This window comes from Faecalibacillus intestinalis, from assembly GCF_003024685.1.
GTDB lineage: Bacteria > Bacillota_I > Bacilli_A > Erysipelotrichales > Coprobacillaceae > Faecalibacillus > Faecalibacillus intestinalis.
The window spans coordinates 11,893-30,341 of sequence record NZ_PYLQ01000012.1 but is presented as its reverse complement, the minus strand read 5'-3'; the positions used below and the strand labels follow the sequence as shown (position 1 = coordinate 30,341).

The following is an 18,449-nucleotide window of genomic DNA, read 5'->3' as shown; positions in this document are numbered from 1 at the left end:
ATTACCGTTATTCTTCATCACTAATTTCTTTAGCAAGTTCCATAATTTCAAAAGCATACTTTTGTTTTCCACGAACAAGTATTTTCTTATAAACCGGATAATTAATTCCCATTCCAATTAAACCAATTAAACCAATAATAACACCTAAAACAAACATACCCGTTGTCCCACTACCAATGACATTCATTGATAAACACATTCCAACACCCATCAATAAAGCTGAAATAATTCCTAAAGTATAAGTAAAAATATTAGCTGGTAATTTTGCCTTTGCATCTAATTTTCGAAGAGCCACTACCTTTGATGTATCCTTTGGCGCATATTCATTAGCAAGTTGTTCTGCATAAATTTTATCTGTATTCATTTTCATTTCCTCCATTTCTTACAGGTTTATTATAAAAAATAGAAAAATGAAACCAAACAACACAAATAAAGAAGAATGTTGATTTAAAAAAGAAGCTATTCAAATAATAACTTCTACTTTGTATTATTTTTAAGATAATCTAAAAATGCTTGGATTCTTTTTTCACTACCCATTTGTGATAAATTAAAATAATGATGATGATCTAATTCATCAGGCATACATTTTTTACCTGAATAATGATTAGGAAATTGATGAACATTATCTAAACCAACACCTCTTCCTAATTTATAAGCATTTTTATAACTTGCATCTTGTAAAAATGCTGGAATAGGAACATCCGTTGTTTTGTTTGTCTCATCCATTGCTTGATAAATGCCATTAGAAACCGCTGATGATTTAGGCGAACAACAAACATATAAAGCAGCATGTGCTAAAATTGTTGTAGACTCTGGCATTCCTATTCTTTCTACCGCTAGAAAAGCATTTGTCGCTACAACAAGAGCTTGTGAATTAGCCAAACCTATATCTTCAGATGCACAAACACAAATTCTTCTAGCAATATATTTAACATCCTCTCCAGCAATCAACATTCTTGCTAGATAATAAAGTGTTGCATCTGGATCGGTATGTTTCATCGATTCAATAAAGGCAGAAATAGTATCATAGTGATTATCACCATTTTTATCATATCTTATGGCCTTTTTTCGAATACATTGTTCAGCTACTTCTAAAGTAATTGAAATTATCCCTTTTTTGTTTCTTTCAGTTGTAAGATAAGCAAGTTCTAAGGCGTTTAGAACACTTCTGGCATCTCCTCCTGCTTGATCTGCAAGGAAGCTTTTAGCATTTTCATCAATTATAATCTTTTCTTTACCTAAACCTTTTTCTTGATCTTTTAATGTACGATCAATTAAGGTTATTAAATCATCTTTTTCTAAAGGTTTTAATTCAAAGATACGACATCTTGAAAGTAAAGCATTATTGACTTCAAAATAAGGATTTTCTGTTGTAGCTCCTATTAATATAACAATTCCATCTTCAACAAAAGGAAGAAGATAATCTTGTTGTGTTTTATTAAAGCGATGAATTTCATCAATAAATAAAATTGTTCCTTTTTGATAAGCATTTTGATTAAATTTAGCTTCTTCAATGATTTTTTCTAAATCCTTGATTCCTGCATTTGTTGCATTTAATTTACAAAAGTATGATTTTGTCGTATTCGCAATTACTCGAGCAATCGTTGTTTTCCCTACCCCTGGTGGTCCATATAAAATAATAGAACCTAAACGATCAGCCTTTATTGCACGATAAAGCAATTTATCTTTCCCTATGATATGAAGTTGGCCAACTATTTCATCGAGTTTCTCTGGTCTCATACGGCTTGCTAGTGGGAGTTGTCTTGTATTTTCATTCATATCAAATAAATTCATTTTCTTATTCCTCTTTTATCTTTGTCATTAGTTTTTCAAATGATTTTGCATTTAATATTGTATTCGATATAAATTCACCTTTATAAAAATTAGCCCAATTATTAAAGATACAAGGAACATTTTTAGCCTTTTCTAATGTATCTATTTTAATAAAATTAATTATCAAATTATTTTCTTTAGCATAATTTGATAATTCTTTAACTCCATATTCAACATAAGGACATTCATAACTATAATAAACTGTAAAATCTTGTTGTTCTATTTTCATAGTTCTTGCCTGTTCATTAAAGCGTGGTATTTCATGATTATCAAATTGAAGTGCCATTAATTCATATTCACCAATTGTATCAACTACTTTAAAGCCATAATGTTCAAAGAATTTCTTTTCTCCAAGAAAAGGCTTCTTCTTTTTAGAAACAAGTGTACATACCCCACTTTTAGCTTTTTCTTTAGAATCGTTAATCACATATTCCAATAATTCATTAGCTATTCCTTTTCCTTTAAAACTTCCTGCCACCCATAAACAATAAATATATTCATAATTACTTCCACTAATAGGCACCCATGCTGTTTCTATAGACTCGTATTCAACAAACACTTTACCTCTAGCATCCAATTTTCTAAATACATGTCCATCTTTTATTTTATTTTTAATCCATTCTTTTTTTTGTGTGACACCTGCTTGATGTTTTTTATCTCCTATAGCGCAACAAATATGTTCTTTTTCAATATTTTCTAATGTCAAATTTATATACTGATTCATATTATTCAGTCCCTTCTAATGTTTTAATTCCATTTATTATAATTTCTAATGATAAATCAAAACTTTCTTTTATAGATACTGGATTACCAAAAGCATTGTTATTTACAAGCAAAGAAAATCCTTCTAAAAAACTGCGCAGTGTTCTTATGATATGATTGATATTTTCATCACTTATATTTACTGTTTTCATCACTTTAAAAATCATTTCAAATAATTTTCTGGTTGCATTTTCTTTTTCAATACTTTCATATTTGTTATACCAAAGCATCGCTGTAAAGATTCCTTTATTATTAATTGCATAATTATAAAATGCATAACACATGTTTTTTAATGCCTCGTATCCTGTCACTCCAACAGCTGCTTCTATCGTTAATTTTTCAATTTGTTTCCAGCCATAGAGCATTAATTGTTTTTTTATATCATCAAGGCTAGAAACATGATTATAGAGAGAAGGGGATTTTATCTTTAGCTCTTCAGCAATCATCTTTAATGATAAATTCTCTAACCCTGCTTTATTTGATAAATTTGCTGCTGTTTCAATAATTCGTTCTCGACTAATATTACTCATAGTATTTCTCCTAATTAATTATATTATTATTTTAACTAATCATATTAGTTTTATCAATTATTAAAAAAATGTATCCAAACCCTTTCAAGTTCAAATACATTTTTTATATTATCTAGCTTTCTTTCGATGATATAAATAGGAATAAATAATTGGTAAGATTCCTGGTACAAGAGCTAAAGTAAAAAGCATAAACATATCCATAAAAGGTAACAGCATAATAAGTAGGACCCCACCTAATACCATACATTTGCCACTAAAGCGATGAGTATGATACCAATTATCTTGATCATTTAAAGTCCAAGGAACACGTATTCCAACTGTATAATTAGGCTTTACAGTTGGAAGATAATTACCTAAAACAATATACAACGTTCCTAATAATAACCCTGTAATAAAGCCAATATTTTTAATAAAACCTAATGTATACCCATAAATACAATTACAAATAAATACTGAAACCAAAGGGCAAATCCACAAAACAATTGAATACATCTTGTCATTAATATTTTTGGATTTTGGATCTGTACTTACAGCAAAGATACAAAAAAGATGAATCACAAATATAATTAATGGTAAGACAAATACTGCAAATTCTTTTGATGAATAACCATCAGGTTGTCCATTAAAACCAAAATGTGTAGCAACATCTTTTGGTAATTGATTCCATATAAGCAAACCAATAACCATTGGAAGTAAAACAACAATAGAAGATAATATTACTTTATTTTTATTTCGTTTCATCATAATCATTCTCCTTTTAACTCACTCATCCATAACATAATTTCTTCTAATACCGTTGTATTAAGCTCATAATAAATAAATTTTCCCTCTCGCTCATCACGAATTAAACCTGCTTCTTTTAAAACAGAAAGATGTCTTGAGATTGCCGCTCCTGATACAGAAAAGTTTTTAACAATATCACCTGCAGACATTCTTGATTGCTTAAGCAAATTAAGTATTTCTCTTCTTGTTGGATCCGTCAAAGCATGAAGCGTATCTTGCATTGCCATATTCATCATCCTTTACATTTAACATTTAACTTAGTTGTTAAATGTATTATAACATACTAAAAAATAAATAAAAGACCATTTTTCTCATATATTCAAATTTTCTTTAATTTCAAAATTTAGAATTTCTATTGTGGTATATAGACTTAATATGTTTGAACATATTTTTTCATGAAAAAGTTTACCTTTCATTTAAAAATAAAAAGCATTTGAATTTATTCAAACACTTCCTCATAATTTGGAATTGAATCAACAGCATTTACTTTTAGTGCTTCTACTTTTATATCTTCTTTATCTGTTAAAACTCTGCTTCCTTCTTTTCCCATTGTAAAAAGAATGTGGGTATGAGGATATTTTTGTTTTAATGTTTGAATAATCTTTTCGTAATCTTCTTCATTACTTAATGCAGCTCCTTCTGTTTCATTAACAACAAGCCAAGTTACTTTTTCAATAGGAGAGTTTTTAACAGCTATATCATAAGGAGCTGCATTGAAAAAGCTTTTCATTTCTTTTTCATAACAACGCTCTATGATATAAGGAACATTATTTATTTCATTTTGTAATACAACAATATCACCCTTTGAAAAATGAGAAAGTACCTCATCGATATATTCAAAATCAATTTCTTTATTTGTTCCACCATATAAAAGAATATGATTTTGTCCACTTTGATCAACTTCAATAATTGCATGCCCTGTTGGTTTATTAGAAATCTTCATATAATCAATATGAACACCTTTATCTACTAAAGCATCTTTCAATAAGCCACCATCACTACCAATAATTCCCGCAAAATAAGTATCATTACCAGCAAATGCCATGGCAATCGCTTGATTAACGCCTTTTCCTCCACATTTAATATTATATTCAAGACATCCTTGAGTTTCTCCCGGTACCGTAAAATGATCTACTTTATATACATGATCCAAATTAGCAGATCCAAAACACAATACTTTCATAACTCCTCCATAATAAATCTTTATTCATTCACATTATAAACGGTATTCTCTTTTATTAAAAAAAAAGAAATATTTGAACATCAAGTTTAATTACTTCTAAATTCATAACATTCCGGAAAAGACGTTTGTTCTATATATGTATCTGCTTTTGACTCATAAACATCTTTCATTATTGCATATGGTAATTTATTCACCTTTTTATAAAGGGTACCTGTACTGATATTTAAAGCAAATATTCTTTTAGTTTCAGCCAAAACTTTTAATTTATCCTTTGGTAACTTTATAATATAAACATTTCCTAAATCACTATTATCTTCTTCTTGAAACTCCCTACATCCTTCATTTATCCATGTTCTTAAATCAAACTATTGTTCAGGTTTATAAATTCCAATGGAACCTACATCTAAAAATCCACAAAAAGTTGCTCCTTTTTCCGCCTTTATAACAAGTTTGTAATCCCCATTATAAAATAGCAATTATCAAGATGTAAACAAACACATCACAATACTTTCATTAACTAAAACACCTTAAATTTAACTTAGCATTTCATATTCATTATCGACAATATTTTATATAATTACTTTGTTATCGTCCTCCCCTGAAAGGAGGTGGTGTAAGTTGTTCTCAGATTTAGTAATATCTGTCGTGGCATGTTTTTAGTTTATTACATATGCAAATGGTTGGACAAAAGATTTAAACGATAACCAGCCTAGTGCTAAGTACACTCTAAAATACTAGAAAAGGTAAGGAATGGCACTCCTTACCTTTTCGTTTGATGCAATTGTTCTCAGATTTGCATTTAGATTATAGCATCTAATATTTTAATGTGCAAGTTGATTTCAAAATCCAATTTGTTATACAAGGTACATAACGAAAATTCATTTCAGTTTTATATATTGTCAAGGAAGAAAAATTATAAAACTAATCTAGATTTTCACCATTTGTTTCAATTACTTTTTTATACCAATAGAACGATTTTTTTCGATATCTATTCATTGTCCCATGACCTTTATCGTCTAAATCCACATAAATGAATCCATATCTTTTTGACATTTGACAAGATGAAGCACTTAATAAATCAATGCAGCCCCATGTTGTATACCCCATTAATTCAACACCATCTATAATAACAGCATCCTTTAATGCTTTAATATGTTCTCGATAATATTCAATATGTCTTTCATCATTAATTTCTTTGCCTTTGACATATACTTCATTTGTTCCTGTACCATTTTCAACAATAAATAATGGTTTTTGATAACGATCATAATACATATTCAATGTATTGCGTAACCCTATTGGATCATCTTGTCTTTTATATAAAATTTCACCTAAATATGGATTTTTTAAAGTAGCAAGAGGATTATTTTTTATCTCCTCATTTATTCTCTCGTCTCCACTAACAACATGAGTTGCATAATAAGAAAACGAAAGAAAATCAACCGTATTATTTTTAAGAATTTCTTTATCATCATCTTCAAAAGGAATAGTAATACCTTTTCTTTCTAATTCTCTTAATTTATACGAAGGATAATAACCTCTCGCCTGTACATCACAAAAAAAGAATGCATCCCTATTTTTTGTAATTGCTGCAAATATATCTTGTGGATGACAAGTATATGGATACCATGTGCCTCCCGCAAACATATTTCCAATTTTATTTGTTGGATCAATTTCGTGACCAATTTTTACCGCCCATGCACTCGCTACTAAAAGATGATGAGTTGCATTGTATAATTGTTGTTCTCTACTTTCATTTTGATCTATAATCACTCCCGCTGATAGATAAGGTAAAACTAGCGTACAATTGATTTCATTAAAAGTAAGCCAATAATGAACAACGCCTTTATATCTCTTAAATAAAACTGTTACATACTTTTTATAAAAATCAATCATATTTCTATTTTTAAAACCACCGTATTCTTTCACCAAATAAAGTGGAAAGTCATAATGAGATAGTGTCACTAAAGGCTCGATATGATATTTTTTTAATTCTTTAAAAATGTCATCATAAAATTGCAAACCTTTCTCATTAGGGTGTTCTTCATCTCCACGTGGAAATATTCTTGACCAAGAGATAGATAATCTTAATACTTTAAAGCCCATTTCTGCAAATAGAGCAATATCTTCTTTATATCGATGATAGAAATCTATTCCTTTTAAAACAGGGTATTTTTCTTTTTCTTTAAAAGAAAGATCTTTTACATTCCCAAACATATATTGAAAACGATTTTTTCCACTTGGAACCACATCCATATTAGCAAGACCTCTACCATCTTCATTATAGCCACCTTCTACTTGATTAGCAGCTATTGCTCCACCCCACAAAAAGTTTTTTGGCAAAGTCTCCATTTTATGCTTCCTCCTCAGCTAATTTCGTAGCTTCTTCTTTCTTGCATAAAGAGTGATCATATGCAATAAAGAATGGATACCAAATAGCTAATGTTAATGGAATCATCAATGCTACAAAAACTAATACTCTCCAGTCTAGACAATAAACAAATATACTTAAAAAAATAGGATACGTTCCACTAATCAATAAATAAGGAGCTGTCACTAAACCAAATGAACATGCTAACCAATAAAGAATAGCAACAATTAATCCATTGGCAATAAATGGAATCATTAATACAGGATTAAACATAATTGGAGCACCAAATAACGCTGGCTCTGAAATTCTAAAAATACTAGGTACAATTGTAGCTTTTCCAAAAGCTTTCAATTGTTGTGATTTTGCTTTCCAACAAGATAAAACACATAATCCAAATGTGTTTCCTGTTCCTCCCAAAAATCCAATACCTAATGTCATAAAAATAGGATGAAAAATCGGTGCTTGTCCTTTTGCAACTAATGCTGCATTAGCTGTAAAAGCTGCTGTTGTAATAGGAGCAGTAAGCGCCATTGTAACCATTTGCCCATGTACACCACAACACCATAATAACAGCATAAATGCACATAAGAATAATGATCCAGGAACAGAGTCAACGGCAGCAATAGGAGTTGCTAAAACTTTTTCAATAAGCGCTGGAATCGATACTCCTAAATAATTACTACTTAACAAACTTAAAATATAAAATATAGAAACATTGATAACCATAGGTACAATTGTTCTAAAAGAATTTGTTAATGCTGGTGGACAAATTTCTGGCAAACGAATTGTAATATTATGTATTTCACAGAATCTTGTAATTTCCACTGTTAATAAAGCCACAATAATAGCAGTGAATAGTCCTTGTGCACCTAAATATGTACAATTCATTAATAATGAAGTTGTTCCGTCTGCTAAAGCTAAATAATTAGCAGGTGCTGCAACTAATAGGAAAACAACAAGAGCTGTTAAACCACTAGTAATACCTTTCATTGAATATGACGTTGCTAAATTATCAGCAATAACAAAAGCAACTGCCATTGCTAGTAATCCCATTGACATATTATAAGGAACTAAAATTGTCATTTTATATTTTGTTGCAAAATTAAGCCACCCAGAAAAAATAGACCAAATTCCTCCTGATTTTACCATATCTGCAGTTACCGGTGGATTAGCAATAACCATAAATACCGCTCCAACAAAAATCAATGGCAATACTGTCATAAAACCTTTTTGCATTGCAGATAAATGTCTTTGTTCCCCTAATTTATCAGCAATTGGAGACATTTTATCTTCAACAAAGTGCATAAACTTATCCATTTATTTTTCCTCCTTTATCATTCTTTTTACTTCTTTTATAATATTTTCAACATTCCCCAAAGCATAATCTGAAGGATTAATAACAGCCGAAGGTCGATCAGTTACTGCTTTTTGAACATCTTTAATTTTATATCTCATTTGTGGTCCCACTAATAAGACATCATAATCTTTATAAACACTTAAATAATCATCAATTGGAATTGCTTTTACCTCTAAATCTTCGTTATTTTGTTTCGCCCATTGATTCATCTTATTCATTAAAATGCCTGTCGACAAACCATTAGCACACATTAATAATACTTTCATAAATCTTCCCTCTCTTTAAATTTGGTAGTGTCAAAGTAAATTGAACACTCGATCGATCTTTTATTTCTTTTTACTTAACAACTGTAGTATAAAATGTAACCGCTTCTTATTCAAATAACGTATTTTGCTTATTTTATTTTATTTATACACTTTTTTTTAAATTTATACACTTTTTTCTTCATCCCTATTTATTTCTTACTTTAATTTATATTTCTATAAGCAATAAATTTTTATCTTTTTATTACTATTAAATATTTTTTATACACTTTATACACTAATAAATAAAAAAATAGCTTACTTTACAATAAGCTACTAAAATAAGTATTAAATTTCTTTGATAATCATAATCAAACTTGCAATATCAGAATCAGAAAATCGAATATGAAAAGGTTCTTCTATTATCTCTAATATATCATATAAATATTCATAAGTTTTTTTATGTGTCAAAATTATATTTTTATAATTAAATTTTTTAGGAATTGGAATATTATCAACCAAACTACAGATAACTCCACTAAGATGCATAATAATCCCTATCTTTTTATCATAGGACAATTTATACTGATGATCCAATTCCTGAATAAATTTTGGCAATACTTTTTTCAAGATATCAATATCAATATTAGGTGCTTGCTTCTCAATATTATTAAATATTAATGAATATTTTATTTTCTTTTTTATGACAATATCTTGATCAGAACTTGAAATTAATAAAGTTAATTTATCTAATGGCGTATTGAATAATTGAGTTATTGAAATAAATTTAACGCCATATAATTGAGGATCAAATGGTCCCATTGTGCATAAAATATTATATAACTTTTTTAATTCATTAATTTTAAACAGTAATTCTTTTTGATTGCTCATTGATAATGGAAAAATATCAATATCTTGTAATTCCAATGAATCTTCTAAATATTTTTTTATTTGAATAGCACCACCTTCGCCATTCATACATAAAGTGATAATAATATTTTTCTTTTTTTGGCGATAATAGTTTTCAACAATAGTAGGAAAATAATGTTGATAACTTTGTTCCAATCCAGACATAATATCATCTAAATTATCGTTACAACTCATCTTTTTTACAGTTTCCAAGGCAAGTATTGTGGAGGGGGCAGCAATAAAACGAATATCTATACCTGTTTCTTTAGATATTAATTTACCCATAGTTTTTACAGAACCCATATCATATATAAGTAATACACCCTTTCCTCTATTAATTTTCTCTATCAATGATTTCATTTCTTCATAAGCCACTTGCATTTTCTTTTCTAATAAAAGATCGTATGAATAAACACTATTACTATTTGACATTTGTTTAACAACACCAGCAAGAGAATTTGCAACGTTCTTTCCATGCATAGCAATCAGTAATACTGGTTTATTTTCAGTTTCTTTCAGTTGATTCAAAAGTAAAATTAAAACTACATTTATCGCTTCACCTAATGGAATGGATATTTTATATCTTTTCTCAAGATTTTCTATTAATTTTAAACTTAATATATATTCTTTTTGATATTTATTTATTACCTGATTTAAATCAAAATTTATATATTCATTTTGATTATTATTTATTATTTTTGTCAAATGAAGCGATAAAATAAGAAAGACATCTTGAGTAAATATTCTTTTTAATTTTTGTGATGAGTTATCTAAAAATTCTTTTACTATATCTATAATATCTTGTGAAACATATTTTCCAATGGTCAACTCATCTATTTTTTCTTTATCAATATATTGCCTATAATATGATATCAATTGTTCATATCTATTTTTCAATAAAAGAGAGGTATCAGTTTTTCGTGTGCCTTGTTTTTCAAGATGTTCATAAACAGTATAATTACTTTCTTTTATTTTTACTTTTTCAATAGTGTCTTTTGAATAATAATATAAAAAATCATGTGAAATAATTTTATTTAGTTCTATGTCCTTTTCTTTATAAAAAATAAATCCTTTTTTTACATAGATTGGAAAATCGTCAAGATAAACATAAACATTTGAATCATTATCTAAATTCTTCAAAAAAGCATGTGAACATGCACTAGAAATATCATTTATAAGTTGTTTTATATTATTTTTACAATGATAAAGCAATAAACATTCTAAGGTTTCAGGTTCAACAACAAACGATTTATCGATTTTTCTTGCTTCATTTTTAAAACATTCTTGCACTATTTCTAGTCTTTCAACCAATCCTCTTTTATCTAAAGAAGGTAAATCAATTTTTATTGATATATTATCAAGAGCATTGCTTTTTAAAGCATTTTCATTAAAGTAATCAGATGACAAAACAACCATAAAATTATTTTCTTTTATTGAACTCATTTCAATTAAATCATATATAATTGATTTATATTTTTCTGGTATTAAATGAACGTTATCAAAATAAATCATTCCGTTTTTTGCTTTATCTATAGTAGATTTTCTATAATCAACAAATATATTTTTAATCATAGTTTCATCATTCATAAAGTACTTACAATTTAACTTCACTAATTGCCCACTTTGACTAACAAGTCCTTTTTCTTTGCAAAATTCATATATTTTTTTAGCAAATAAACTCTTACCCGTACCACTTTCCCCTGTCAATAAAATAATAGGTTTTTTTCCAGGATATAAGAGCGTTGATTTAATATCTTGAATGGGCTTAGCGAGGCTTCCATTAACCCCTATAAGTTGATTAAAGATTAGATCATTTTCATCTAATTTATTATGTATTTTATAAAGCACAGGTCTCCCAGATATTTTTTCTAATTTGTTTTCTCTAACTAACTCATTCAAAATAGCAGATAAATTAGAACGTTGAATATTTAAATAACTTGCTAATTCTTTCGTTGAAAATAACATTTTAGAGGGATTATTTTGATTTTTTTGTGTAGATAGTTTATCGATATAAAAAAGAACTTCATATTTCTTTTTCATAAAATTTCTCCTTTTCTAAATATATTCATATTATAAAACAAAAAAATAAATATGCACACTTTTATAAAATCTATATTTTTTATACGCCTTTCAATTCTATAGGTACTTTAACTTTCGCATAACGTACTTTTTTACCACTTTCTTGAAAATAGTAATTTGGATAAGTTGCTGTTGCAATTCCACAAGATTTAATATTGTGTTTTTTCAAATAACTAAAAATATCTCTAAAAATTTCAGTATTTGGGTATTCCCAATCTTCATTAATAACAACCGTATTTAAACAATGTCTCCTTGGCATAACTTTTGCATCTTCTAAAAATTCTTGAGGAATTTGATTATAAATAATTTCTGGTATTACAAAAAACCACTCTGTTACACTTTGTGGAGAATCACATATATTTTCTACATTAGTTACTTGTGCTTGGTTAATAAACGGAAGATATTCAAATAATTTTGCATAATATCTTGGATTATCTTTAGTAAAACATATTTCTGATTGAGAAATTTTTGCATATGGCAATAAATAGCATTTAGGTTCAACAGTAATCCAATAGTTTCCAATATTATAAAAGTCTATTTCTGACTCCATTTTTAAAGTTGTTAAATAATTAATAAGATTTTTAGTTTCTTTTACTTCTAGCTCTAGTTCATCAATTTTTTTATTTAAAATATCTGTTATTTTAGAAACTGGTATACCTTCAACATATTCTACCGATTCTTTCATAGAATAGCCAATTTTTCGATTATATATACAAATCAATAATGAAATAATATCTCTATTGTCTAGATCACGATAATTATTTTTACTTGTTCTTTTTGGAGTAATAACTCCTTCTTTTTCATAATAACGTATTGTATCTGTAGAGATTCCCAACAATTTAGCTGCATCACTAATTTTCATAATCTAAACTCCTTAACATTTAAGTTACTCCTATGTTTTATTGATATAGAATTATATCATACAAGATTTATTTCTGCAATTTCATGTATATTTAGAAGCAATCATACCTAAATTAGATAAATAAAACCTTCCTTGACTATAGAGTTACTCCATAAATTATAATTTATATATAATCAAATTTGGAGGTAGAAAAATGAAAAATCGTATTGTATTAATTACTGGTGGAGCAAGCGGAATAGGAAAAGCTATGGTTCGCATGTTTGCTGATAGAGGTTGTCAAGTTATTATTTTTGATGTTCAAGACGATAAAGGAGAAGTTTTGGCAAAAGAATTATGTGATCAAAGAAAAAAAGTTGTTTATAAACATGTTAATTTATTTGATATTGATGAAATCAAAAGTGCCTATATATGGATAAAAGAACAATTTGGAAAACTAGATTACGCTATGAATAATGCAGGATTTGGTATTCCAGCAAAACCACTTGATGAATGTACTAGTGAAGAAGTCAATAAAGTAATTGGAATTTGCTTAATAGCTGTTACAAACTGTATGATTGAAGAAATAAAAATAATGAAAGAAAATGGTTTTGGACGTATTGTCAACACTGCATCAGGTGCTGGACTATTAGGGGTCAAAGGAAATTCAATCTATTGTGCAGCAAAACATGGTGTTGTGGGTATCACAAAAGCAGCTGCACTTGATTACGCAACATCTAATATTACTATTAATGCTATTGCCCCAGGTACTATTGAAACTGAATTAGTAAATTCACTTAAAGAAATTGCGCCTGAAGCTTATAAACAAGCAGAAGAATCAAACCCAGCTGGTCATTTAGGAAAACCAGAAGATATTGCTAATGCAGCACTATTCTTATGTGAAGATACATCATCCTTTATAAATGGTGTTATACTTCCTGTTGATAGCGGTTGTGTAGCCGGAAAATAATAATATAGTTCTAATAAAAAAAATTCTAACAATTGTATTGTAAACCATATTATATTTATAAATGACTATTTTCCTACAATAGCTAACTCTTAAAAATAGAAAAGGTAAGGCGTACCATTCCTTACCTTTTCGTTTTGATGTTAATTGCATTCCAATTTGCAATTAGATTATAGCATCTAATATTTTAATGTGCAAGTTGATTTCAAAATCCAATTTGTTGCATATTTGATAACTTTGTTACATAATAGTCGAATTGTCAAAACAATGCAAAATAACTTATTACACATTATATTTTTTCTTTACCTAAAAACAAATCAATAGCATTTATATGATGAACACCTTCTTGTTGATCACGAAATCTATCTAATGAAACAATATAGCGAGGATAACCATCCCTTATTTTTCTAAATGGTCGGTACTCTCTCTCCTTAATCCGTTCTGTGGCTTTTATATCCTCACCTTGCATGGTATAAGTAACTTGAATATATGCGTAATCACCACTCGTATTCCGTGTAATAAAATCACATTCCAATTTACCTATTTTACCAATGCTAATTTGATAATCTTGGCTCGCTAAATATAAATAAACCATATTTTCAAGTGAAGGTCCATAACTCAATCTATTATCCGTATTCATAGCAAAATATATAGCCAAATCTGATAAATAATATTTTTGTTCTCTTCTTAAAGATTTTTTACTTTTAAGATCAAAGCGATTACACTCATATATTATTTTTGCTTTTTTTAAATCTTCGATATAACCTCTAACTGTTGTTGCCTTTGTTTTATATCCTTCCTTTTCCAAACATTCAAGCAGATTACTTAGCGAAAATGGTGCTGAATAATTATTTAAAAGAAAAGATTGTACTCTTTCATATACTGGAACATTTGAAATTCTTTTTCTTGTTTTAACATCTTTTTCAAAAATTTCAGATATAATTCCTCTAGTGTATGTTTGCCTTGCTTGAATATCATCAAACTCTATAGTTTTTGGAAAGCCTCCATTTAAAATATATTCTTCAAACTCAACATATATATCTTGATCTATTTTCTTTTTAAAGAATCGTTTCATTTCTAAATACTCTGAAAAATCTAGTGTAAAAGTTTCAAAGTTTAGATACCTACCTGTAAGTTTTGTTGAAATTTCATCACTTAGTAAATAAGAATTTGAACCAGTAAGGAATATTGAATATCCTTCTTCAGCATATGCATGAATTACACTTTCAAACCCAAAAACATTTTGCACTTCATCTATAAATAAATAATAATTTTCATCATCACCTAGCATAGATTCTATTTTTGTTTCGAGTTCTTCAGAAGTTTTTATATTTTTGTACCCTCTTCTATCTAAAGGAATATAAATAATTTGTGTTTTTGGGATTCCTCTATCAATCAACTCATTCATAATAGCTTTTAAAATAAATGATTTTCCACACCTTCTAATGCCGGTAATTACTTTTATAATATCCGAATCATAAAACGGACGGATTTTTTTTAAATACTTTTCTCTTGGATACACATTATTAAACATGATTTTTCCTCCAATCTTTACCACTATCATAGCATAAATCCTAAATTCATGGTACTATTTTATAAATTTTGTTATTTAAGGTACCGTGAGAAGCACTTTTATTATCATAGAGTATATTGATATAATGAAGCATTTTCACACGTTATCATTTATTATACCTACACAAATATAAATTTCTTTCAAATTTACATTCTACTATATTCCAATATTTCAACCAACATCTAGGTAATTCTATTTTCTACCCATTGTAATAATATTATTGATTTCTTATGATAATACAAAGTTTCAAATTTAACCATTCTTTACTATATTCATTATTGTCAGTATATCCTTATTTTAAAAAAAAGAAGTATTCAAACTTCTTACAAAGTTAAAATACTTCTTTAGATATCTCATAAAAGTTATTACTAACATTTTGAGAATTACAAAACACGATAAATTAAGGGAGATAGCGTAATTTTGTTGCATATAAGTTGCATTGTCAAAACGCTTTAAAACTTTATTAACAAACCTAAAAATATATTATTAATTTTTTATGTTTTCAGGGAAGAACAATATCACTAATTAATCTATACAAAAAAATAAATATATTGTATATGTATATTTTAAATTTAACTTAGCATTTCATATTCATTATCGACAATATTTGATATAATTACTTTGTTATCGTCCTCCCATGAAAGGAGGTGATACAATGATTTCTAACTTAATAATATCTGTCGTGGCAGGTGTATTAGTATACTACATATGCAAATGGTTGGACAAGATATTCAAACGATAACGAGCCTAGTGCTAAGAACACTCTAAAATTTCAAAAAAGGTAAGAATCTGACACATTCTTACCTTTTTGCATTGATACAATGATCTCTAACTTGCAATTAGATTATAGCATTTAGTATTTTAATATGCAAGTTGTTTTCAAAATCCAATTTGTTGCATAATTGAGAATATTTATTACACACCGAAGAAAATAAACAATTCAAATATAGAAATTACTATGATAGCTATTTTCTCCCATTAATGGTACAACTTGGATTTGATCAAACACCTCATTGTTGTAGACATACCTGTATTTCATTATTAGCTGAAGCGAAAGTATCTCCTACATATCAAAAAATGATTGTTGGACATAAAGGAGCAATGAGCTTGACCGAAAAAGTTTATACACATATTGATATTAATTTGTTGATTGATGCAGTTAATAGTATTTACTATCCAGAAAGTATAAAAAATAAGTAATATGAATATAATGTATAAGTCAATATTAATAATTGACTTGTACACTTAATTGTGTATAATTTATTTGAAGGTAGAAATTACCGAACAGTACGGCTCCTACCGCCACAAGTGTAGGGCGTTAAAGTGTGGAAGGATGCAAATCCTTCCTTTTATTTTACAAAAAGGGAATGTGATTAAAGTGAAATTTTATACTATAGATATAGATTATATTAAATACTTATATTCTTATGATTCTGAAGTTTATTTGAATAAGCAACGTCATGATTATGAAAATAAACCCTATGTAGGAATCATTATATACAATAACTCAATTCCTTATTTTGTTCCTTTAACCTCCGCAAAACCAAAACATTTAAAATTGAAAAATAATGGTGCTGATTACTTGGTTATTTACGAAAACATAAACAAAACAGAAGTACATAAATTAGATATTATTAAAGATATAGGCAATGGCGAAATCAAAAAACTATTATCTGTTATTGATTTAAAAAAAGCAATTCCTGTTGCAAATAATTGTTATCATGAAATTGATATACGCAACCACAAAGATCGAGACTTACTTGCAAAAGAGTATGAATTTTGCAAAAGAAAGAAAAAAACAATTTTTGATAAAACCATAAGTATTATCAATTATCAAAAGAAAACAAACATAATTAAATTTGCTTATTGCAATTTTAATTTATTAGAAGAAAAAATGAACGAATGGAATGACACTCATTAGGTCATTCCATTTTTATTTGTTGCATACTAGTTGCATACCGTTTTTATTTATTTTACAAAAAACAAAAAAACCAAATCGAGTTTTGCCGATTTGAGTTTCTTTGAATTTCTCTGAATAAACGTATAAATTAACGTTTTGAGAATTGTGGAGCACGACGTGCTTTTTTAAGACCATATTTTTTACGTTCTTTAACACGTGAATCACGAGTTAAGAATCCTGCAGCTTTTAATGTTGGTCTATAATCGTCACCAGCTTGTAATAAAGCTCTAGCAACACCATGACGGATTGCACCAGCTTGTCCTGAGTACCCTCCACCATAAACATTAACAGTTACATCAAATTTGTCTTTAGTGTTTGTTAATTCTAATGGTTGATTAACGATCATGTTTAATACGTCTGATGCTAAATATTCTCTAGCTTCTTTTCCATTAATAACGAAGTTTCCTGTACCTGGTGTTAAGATAACACGTGCTACAGAAGATTTTCTTCTACCTGTTCCTCTATATTGTACGTTTGCCATTATCTTTCACCTTACCCTTTCACTTTCATTTCTACTGGATTTTGTGCTGCATGAGGATGTTTATCACCAGCATAAACAAATAATTTCATTCCTTGTTTTCTACCTAAAGTGTTATGTGGTAACATACCTTTAACTGCTGCTTCAACAAATCCTGTTGGATTTTGTTCTAAGAATTGTTTAGCTGTCTTAACTTTAAGACCACCTAACCATCCTGAATGACGGTAATATTTAGTGTTTTCTAATTTTTTACCTGTCATAACTACTTTGTCAGCATTGATAATGATTACATAATCACCAGTATCAACATGTGGTGTGTAAGTAGGTTTATTTTTCCCTCTTAACACTGTAGCAACTTCTGAAGCTAAACGACCTAATGTTTGTCCAGCTGCGTCAACTACATACCATTTTCTTTCGATTGTGGCAGCATTTGCCATTGTTGTTTGTCTCATCTTTTTCTTTTCTCCTTTGTTTATCCTTACCGGGGACTTTAAAAGGTTTTTGCCTATGAAACCTTTTTAATTATATGAAATCACAATATCAATGTCAACAAAATAATGCGACAAAATCGAATATTTTTTATT

General features: G+C 28.2%; 19 protein-coding genes. 3 read left to right on the top strand and 16 right to left on the bottom strand.

The window, feature by feature from the left end:
* Window positions 1-7 precede the first annotated feature (7 nt).
* From C7U54_RS09005 to C7U54_RS08950, 13 genes are all read right to left on the bottom strand, one after another.
* The gene (locus tag C7U54_RS09005; RefSeq protein WP_022002659.1) at window positions 8-364 is read right to left on the bottom strand and encodes a hypothetical protein; all 357 of its coding nucleotides are present in this window, start codon (window positions 362-364) and stop codon (window positions 8-10) included.
* 113 nt (window positions 365-477) lie between these two features.
* Window positions 478-1,794, bottom strand: coding sequence for a replication-associated recombination protein A (locus tag C7U54_RS09000; protein WP_107030068.1), 1,317 nt, complete (start codon window positions 1,792-1,794; stop codon window positions 478-480).
* A 4-nt stretch (window positions 1,795-1,798) separates the two neighbouring features.
* Complete coding sequence (locus tag C7U54_RS08995) at window positions 1,799-2,557, bottom strand: GNAT family N-acetyltransferase (RefSeq protein ID WP_022002661.1); 759 nt, start codon at window positions 2,555-2,557, stop codon at window positions 1,799-1,801.
* Between the two features lies 1 nt (window position 2,558).
* Window positions 2,559-3,125, bottom strand: a complete 567-nt coding sequence (locus tag C7U54_RS08990; RefSeq protein WP_022002662.1) for a TetR/AcrR family transcriptional regulator — start codon at window positions 3,123-3,125, stop codon at window positions 2,559-2,561.
* 108 nt (window positions 3,126-3,233) lie between these two features.
* Window positions 3,234-3,869: an SdpI family protein gene (locus C7U54_RS08985; protein ID WP_107030067.1), complete on the bottom strand. Its 636-nt coding sequence runs from the start codon at window positions 3,867-3,869 to the stop codon at window positions 3,234-3,236.
* Window positions 3,870-3,871: 2 nt separating this feature from the next.
* The gene (locus tag C7U54_RS08980; protein WP_107030066.1) at window positions 3,872-4,135 is read right to left on the bottom strand and encodes an autorepressor SdpR family transcription factor; all 264 of its coding nucleotides are present in this window, start codon (window positions 4,133-4,135) and stop codon (window positions 3,872-3,874) included.
* Between the two features lie 212 nt (window positions 4,136-4,347).
* Complete coding sequence (locus C7U54_RS08975) at window positions 4,348-5,091, bottom strand: PfkB family carbohydrate kinase (protein WP_107030065.1); 744 nt, start codon at window positions 5,089-5,091, stop codon at window positions 4,348-4,350.
* A gap of 86 nt (window positions 5,092-5,177) precedes the next feature.
* Window positions 5,178-5,345: a hypothetical protein gene (locus C7U54_RS14595; RefSeq protein WP_155522451.1), complete on the bottom strand. Its 168-nt coding sequence runs from the start codon at window positions 5,343-5,345 to the stop codon at window positions 5,178-5,180.
* Between the two features lie 667 nt (window positions 5,346-6,012).
* Window positions 6,013-7,443 carry a 6-phospho-beta-glucosidase gene (locus C7U54_RS08970; RefSeq protein ID WP_107030064.1) on the bottom strand — a complete coding sequence of 477 codons (1,431 nt, stop codon included), beginning with the start codon at window positions 7,441-7,443 and terminating at the stop codon, window positions 6,013-6,015.
* Between the two features lies 1 nt (window position 7,444).
* Window positions 7,445-8,779 carry a PTS sugar transporter subunit IIC gene (locus C7U54_RS08965; protein ID WP_107030063.1) on the bottom strand — a complete coding sequence of 445 codons (1,335 nt, stop codon included), beginning with the start codon at window positions 8,777-8,779 and terminating at the stop codon, window positions 7,445-7,447.
* A complete protein-coding gene (locus C7U54_RS08960; RefSeq protein WP_107030062.1) occupies window positions 8,780-9,085 on the bottom strand; it encodes a PTS sugar transporter subunit IIB in 306 nt (101 codons plus the stop codon).
* A 324-nt stretch (window positions 9,086-9,409) separates the two neighbouring features.
* Window positions 9,410-12,010 (bottom strand): PRD domain-containing protein, encoded by a 2,601-nt coding sequence (locus tag C7U54_RS08955; protein WP_107030061.1) that lies wholly within the window; start codon window positions 12,008-12,010, stop codon window positions 9,410-9,412.
* Window positions 12,011-12,089: 79 nt separating this feature from the next.
* The gene (locus tag C7U54_RS08950) at window positions 12,090-12,911 is read right to left on the bottom strand and encodes a MerR family transcriptional regulator (protein ID WP_107030060.1); all 822 of its coding nucleotides are present in this window, start codon (window positions 12,909-12,911) and stop codon (window positions 12,090-12,092) included.
* A gap of 193 nt (window positions 12,912-13,104) precedes the next feature.
* Between C7U54_RS08950 and C7U54_RS08945 the strand changes: the two genes are divergently transcribed.
* The gene (locus tag C7U54_RS08945) at window positions 13,105-13,857 is read left to right on the top strand and encodes an SDR family NAD(P)-dependent oxidoreductase (protein WP_107030059.1); all 753 of its coding nucleotides are present in this window, start codon (window positions 13,105-13,107) and stop codon (window positions 13,855-13,857) included.
* Window positions 13,858-14,143: 286 nt separating this feature from the next.
* Here the strand turns inward: C7U54_RS08945 and C7U54_RS08940 are convergent, their stop codons facing one another.
* Window positions 14,144-15,388: an ATP-binding protein gene (locus C7U54_RS08940; RefSeq protein WP_107030058.1), complete on the bottom strand. Its 1,245-nt coding sequence runs from the start codon at window positions 15,386-15,388 to the stop codon at window positions 14,144-14,146.
* Window positions 15,389-16,408: 1,020 nt separating this feature from the next.
* Between C7U54_RS08940 and C7U54_RS08935 the strand changes: the two genes are divergently transcribed.
* Window positions 16,409-16,627: a site-specific integrase gene (locus C7U54_RS08935; RefSeq protein ID WP_117871759.1), complete on the top strand. Its 219-nt coding sequence runs from the start codon at window positions 16,409-16,411 to the stop codon at window positions 16,625-16,627.
* Between the two features lie 178 nt (window positions 16,628-16,805).
* Complete coding sequence (locus C7U54_RS08930; protein ID WP_158561725.1) at window positions 16,806-17,348, top strand: type III toxin-antitoxin system ToxN/AbiQ family toxin; 543 nt, start codon at window positions 16,806-16,808, stop codon at window positions 17,346-17,348.
* A gap of 127 nt (window positions 17,349-17,475) precedes the next feature.
* Here C7U54_RS08930 and rpsI read toward each other — a convergent pair whose 3' ends face one another.
* Window positions 17,476-17,868: a 30S ribosomal protein S9 gene (gene rpsI / locus C7U54_RS08925; protein WP_022002675.1), complete on the bottom strand. Its 393-nt coding sequence runs from the start codon at window positions 17,866-17,868 to the stop codon at window positions 17,476-17,478.
* An 11-nt stretch (window positions 17,869-17,879) separates the two neighbouring features.
* Window positions 17,880-18,317 carry a 50S ribosomal protein L13 gene (gene rplM, locus C7U54_RS08920; protein WP_022002676.1) on the bottom strand — a complete coding sequence of 146 codons (438 nt, stop codon included), beginning with the start codon at window positions 18,315-18,317 and terminating at the stop codon, window positions 17,880-17,882.
* Between the last annotated feature and the right edge of the window lie 132 nt (window positions 18,318-18,449).

Excerpts from the sequence above, each read along its gene's own strand:
- C7U54_RS09000 (WP_107030068.1), bottom strand. The coding sequence starts at position 1,794 with ATGAATTTATTTGATATGAATGAAAATACAAGACAACTCCCACTAGCA.
- C7U54_RS08995 (WP_022002661.1), bottom strand. The coding sequence starts at position 2,557 with ATGAATCAGTATATAAATTTGACATTAGAAAATATTGAAAAAGAACAT.
- C7U54_RS08940 (WP_107030058.1), bottom strand. The coding sequence starts at position 15,388 with ATGTTTAATAATGTGTATCCAAGAGAAAAGTATTTAAAAAAAATCCGT.
- C7U54_RS08960 (WP_107030062.1), bottom strand. The coding sequence starts at position 9,085 with ATGAAAGTATTATTAATGTGTGCTAATGGTTTGTCGACAGGCATTTTA.
- C7U54_RS08970 (WP_107030064.1), bottom strand. The coding sequence starts at position 7,443 with ATGGAGACTTTGCCAAAAAACTTTTTGTGGGGTGGAGCAATAGCTGCT.
- rpsI (WP_022002675.1), bottom strand. The coding sequence starts at position 17,868 with ATGGCAAACGTACAATATAGAGGAACAGGTAGAAGAAAATCTTCTGTA.
- C7U54_RS08950 (WP_107030060.1), bottom strand. The coding sequence starts at position 12,911 with ATGAAAATTAGTGATGCAGCTAAATTGTTGGGAATCTCTACAGATACA.
- C7U54_RS08935 (WP_117871759.1), top strand. The coding sequence starts at position 16,409 with ATGGTACAACTTGGATTTGATCAAACACCTCATTGTTGTAGACATACC.
- C7U54_RS08975 (WP_107030065.1), bottom strand. The coding sequence starts at position 5,091 with ATGAAAGTATTGTGTTTTGGATCTGCTAATTTGGATCATGTATATAAA.
- rplM (WP_022002676.1), bottom strand. The coding sequence starts at position 18,317 with ATGAGACAAACAACAATGGCAAATGCTGCCACAATCGAAAGAAAATGG.
- C7U54_RS08980 (WP_107030066.1), bottom strand. The coding sequence starts at position 4,135 with ATGGCAATGCAAGATACGCTTCATGCTTTGACGGATCCAACAAGAAGA.
- C7U54_RS08990 (WP_022002662.1), bottom strand. The coding sequence starts at position 3,125 with ATGAGTAATATTAGTCGAGAACGAATTATTGAAACAGCAGCAAATTTA.
- C7U54_RS08955 (WP_107030061.1), bottom strand. The coding sequence starts at position 12,010 with ATGAAAAAGAAATATGAAGTTCTTTTTTATATCGATAAACTATCTACA.
- C7U54_RS08945 (WP_107030059.1), top strand. The coding sequence starts at position 13,105 with ATGAAAAATCGTATTGTATTAATTACTGGTGGAGCAAGCGGAATAGGA.
- C7U54_RS08965 (WP_107030063.1), bottom strand. The coding sequence starts at position 8,779 with ATGGATAAGTTTATGCACTTTGTTGAAGATAAAATGTCTCCAATTGCT.
- C7U54_RS09005 (WP_022002659.1), bottom strand. The coding sequence starts at position 364 with ATGAATACAGATAAAATTTATGCAGAACAACTTGCTAATGAATATGCG.
- C7U54_RS08985 (WP_107030067.1), bottom strand. The coding sequence starts at position 3,869 with ATGATGAAACGAAATAAAAATAAAGTAATATTATCTTCTATTGTTGTT.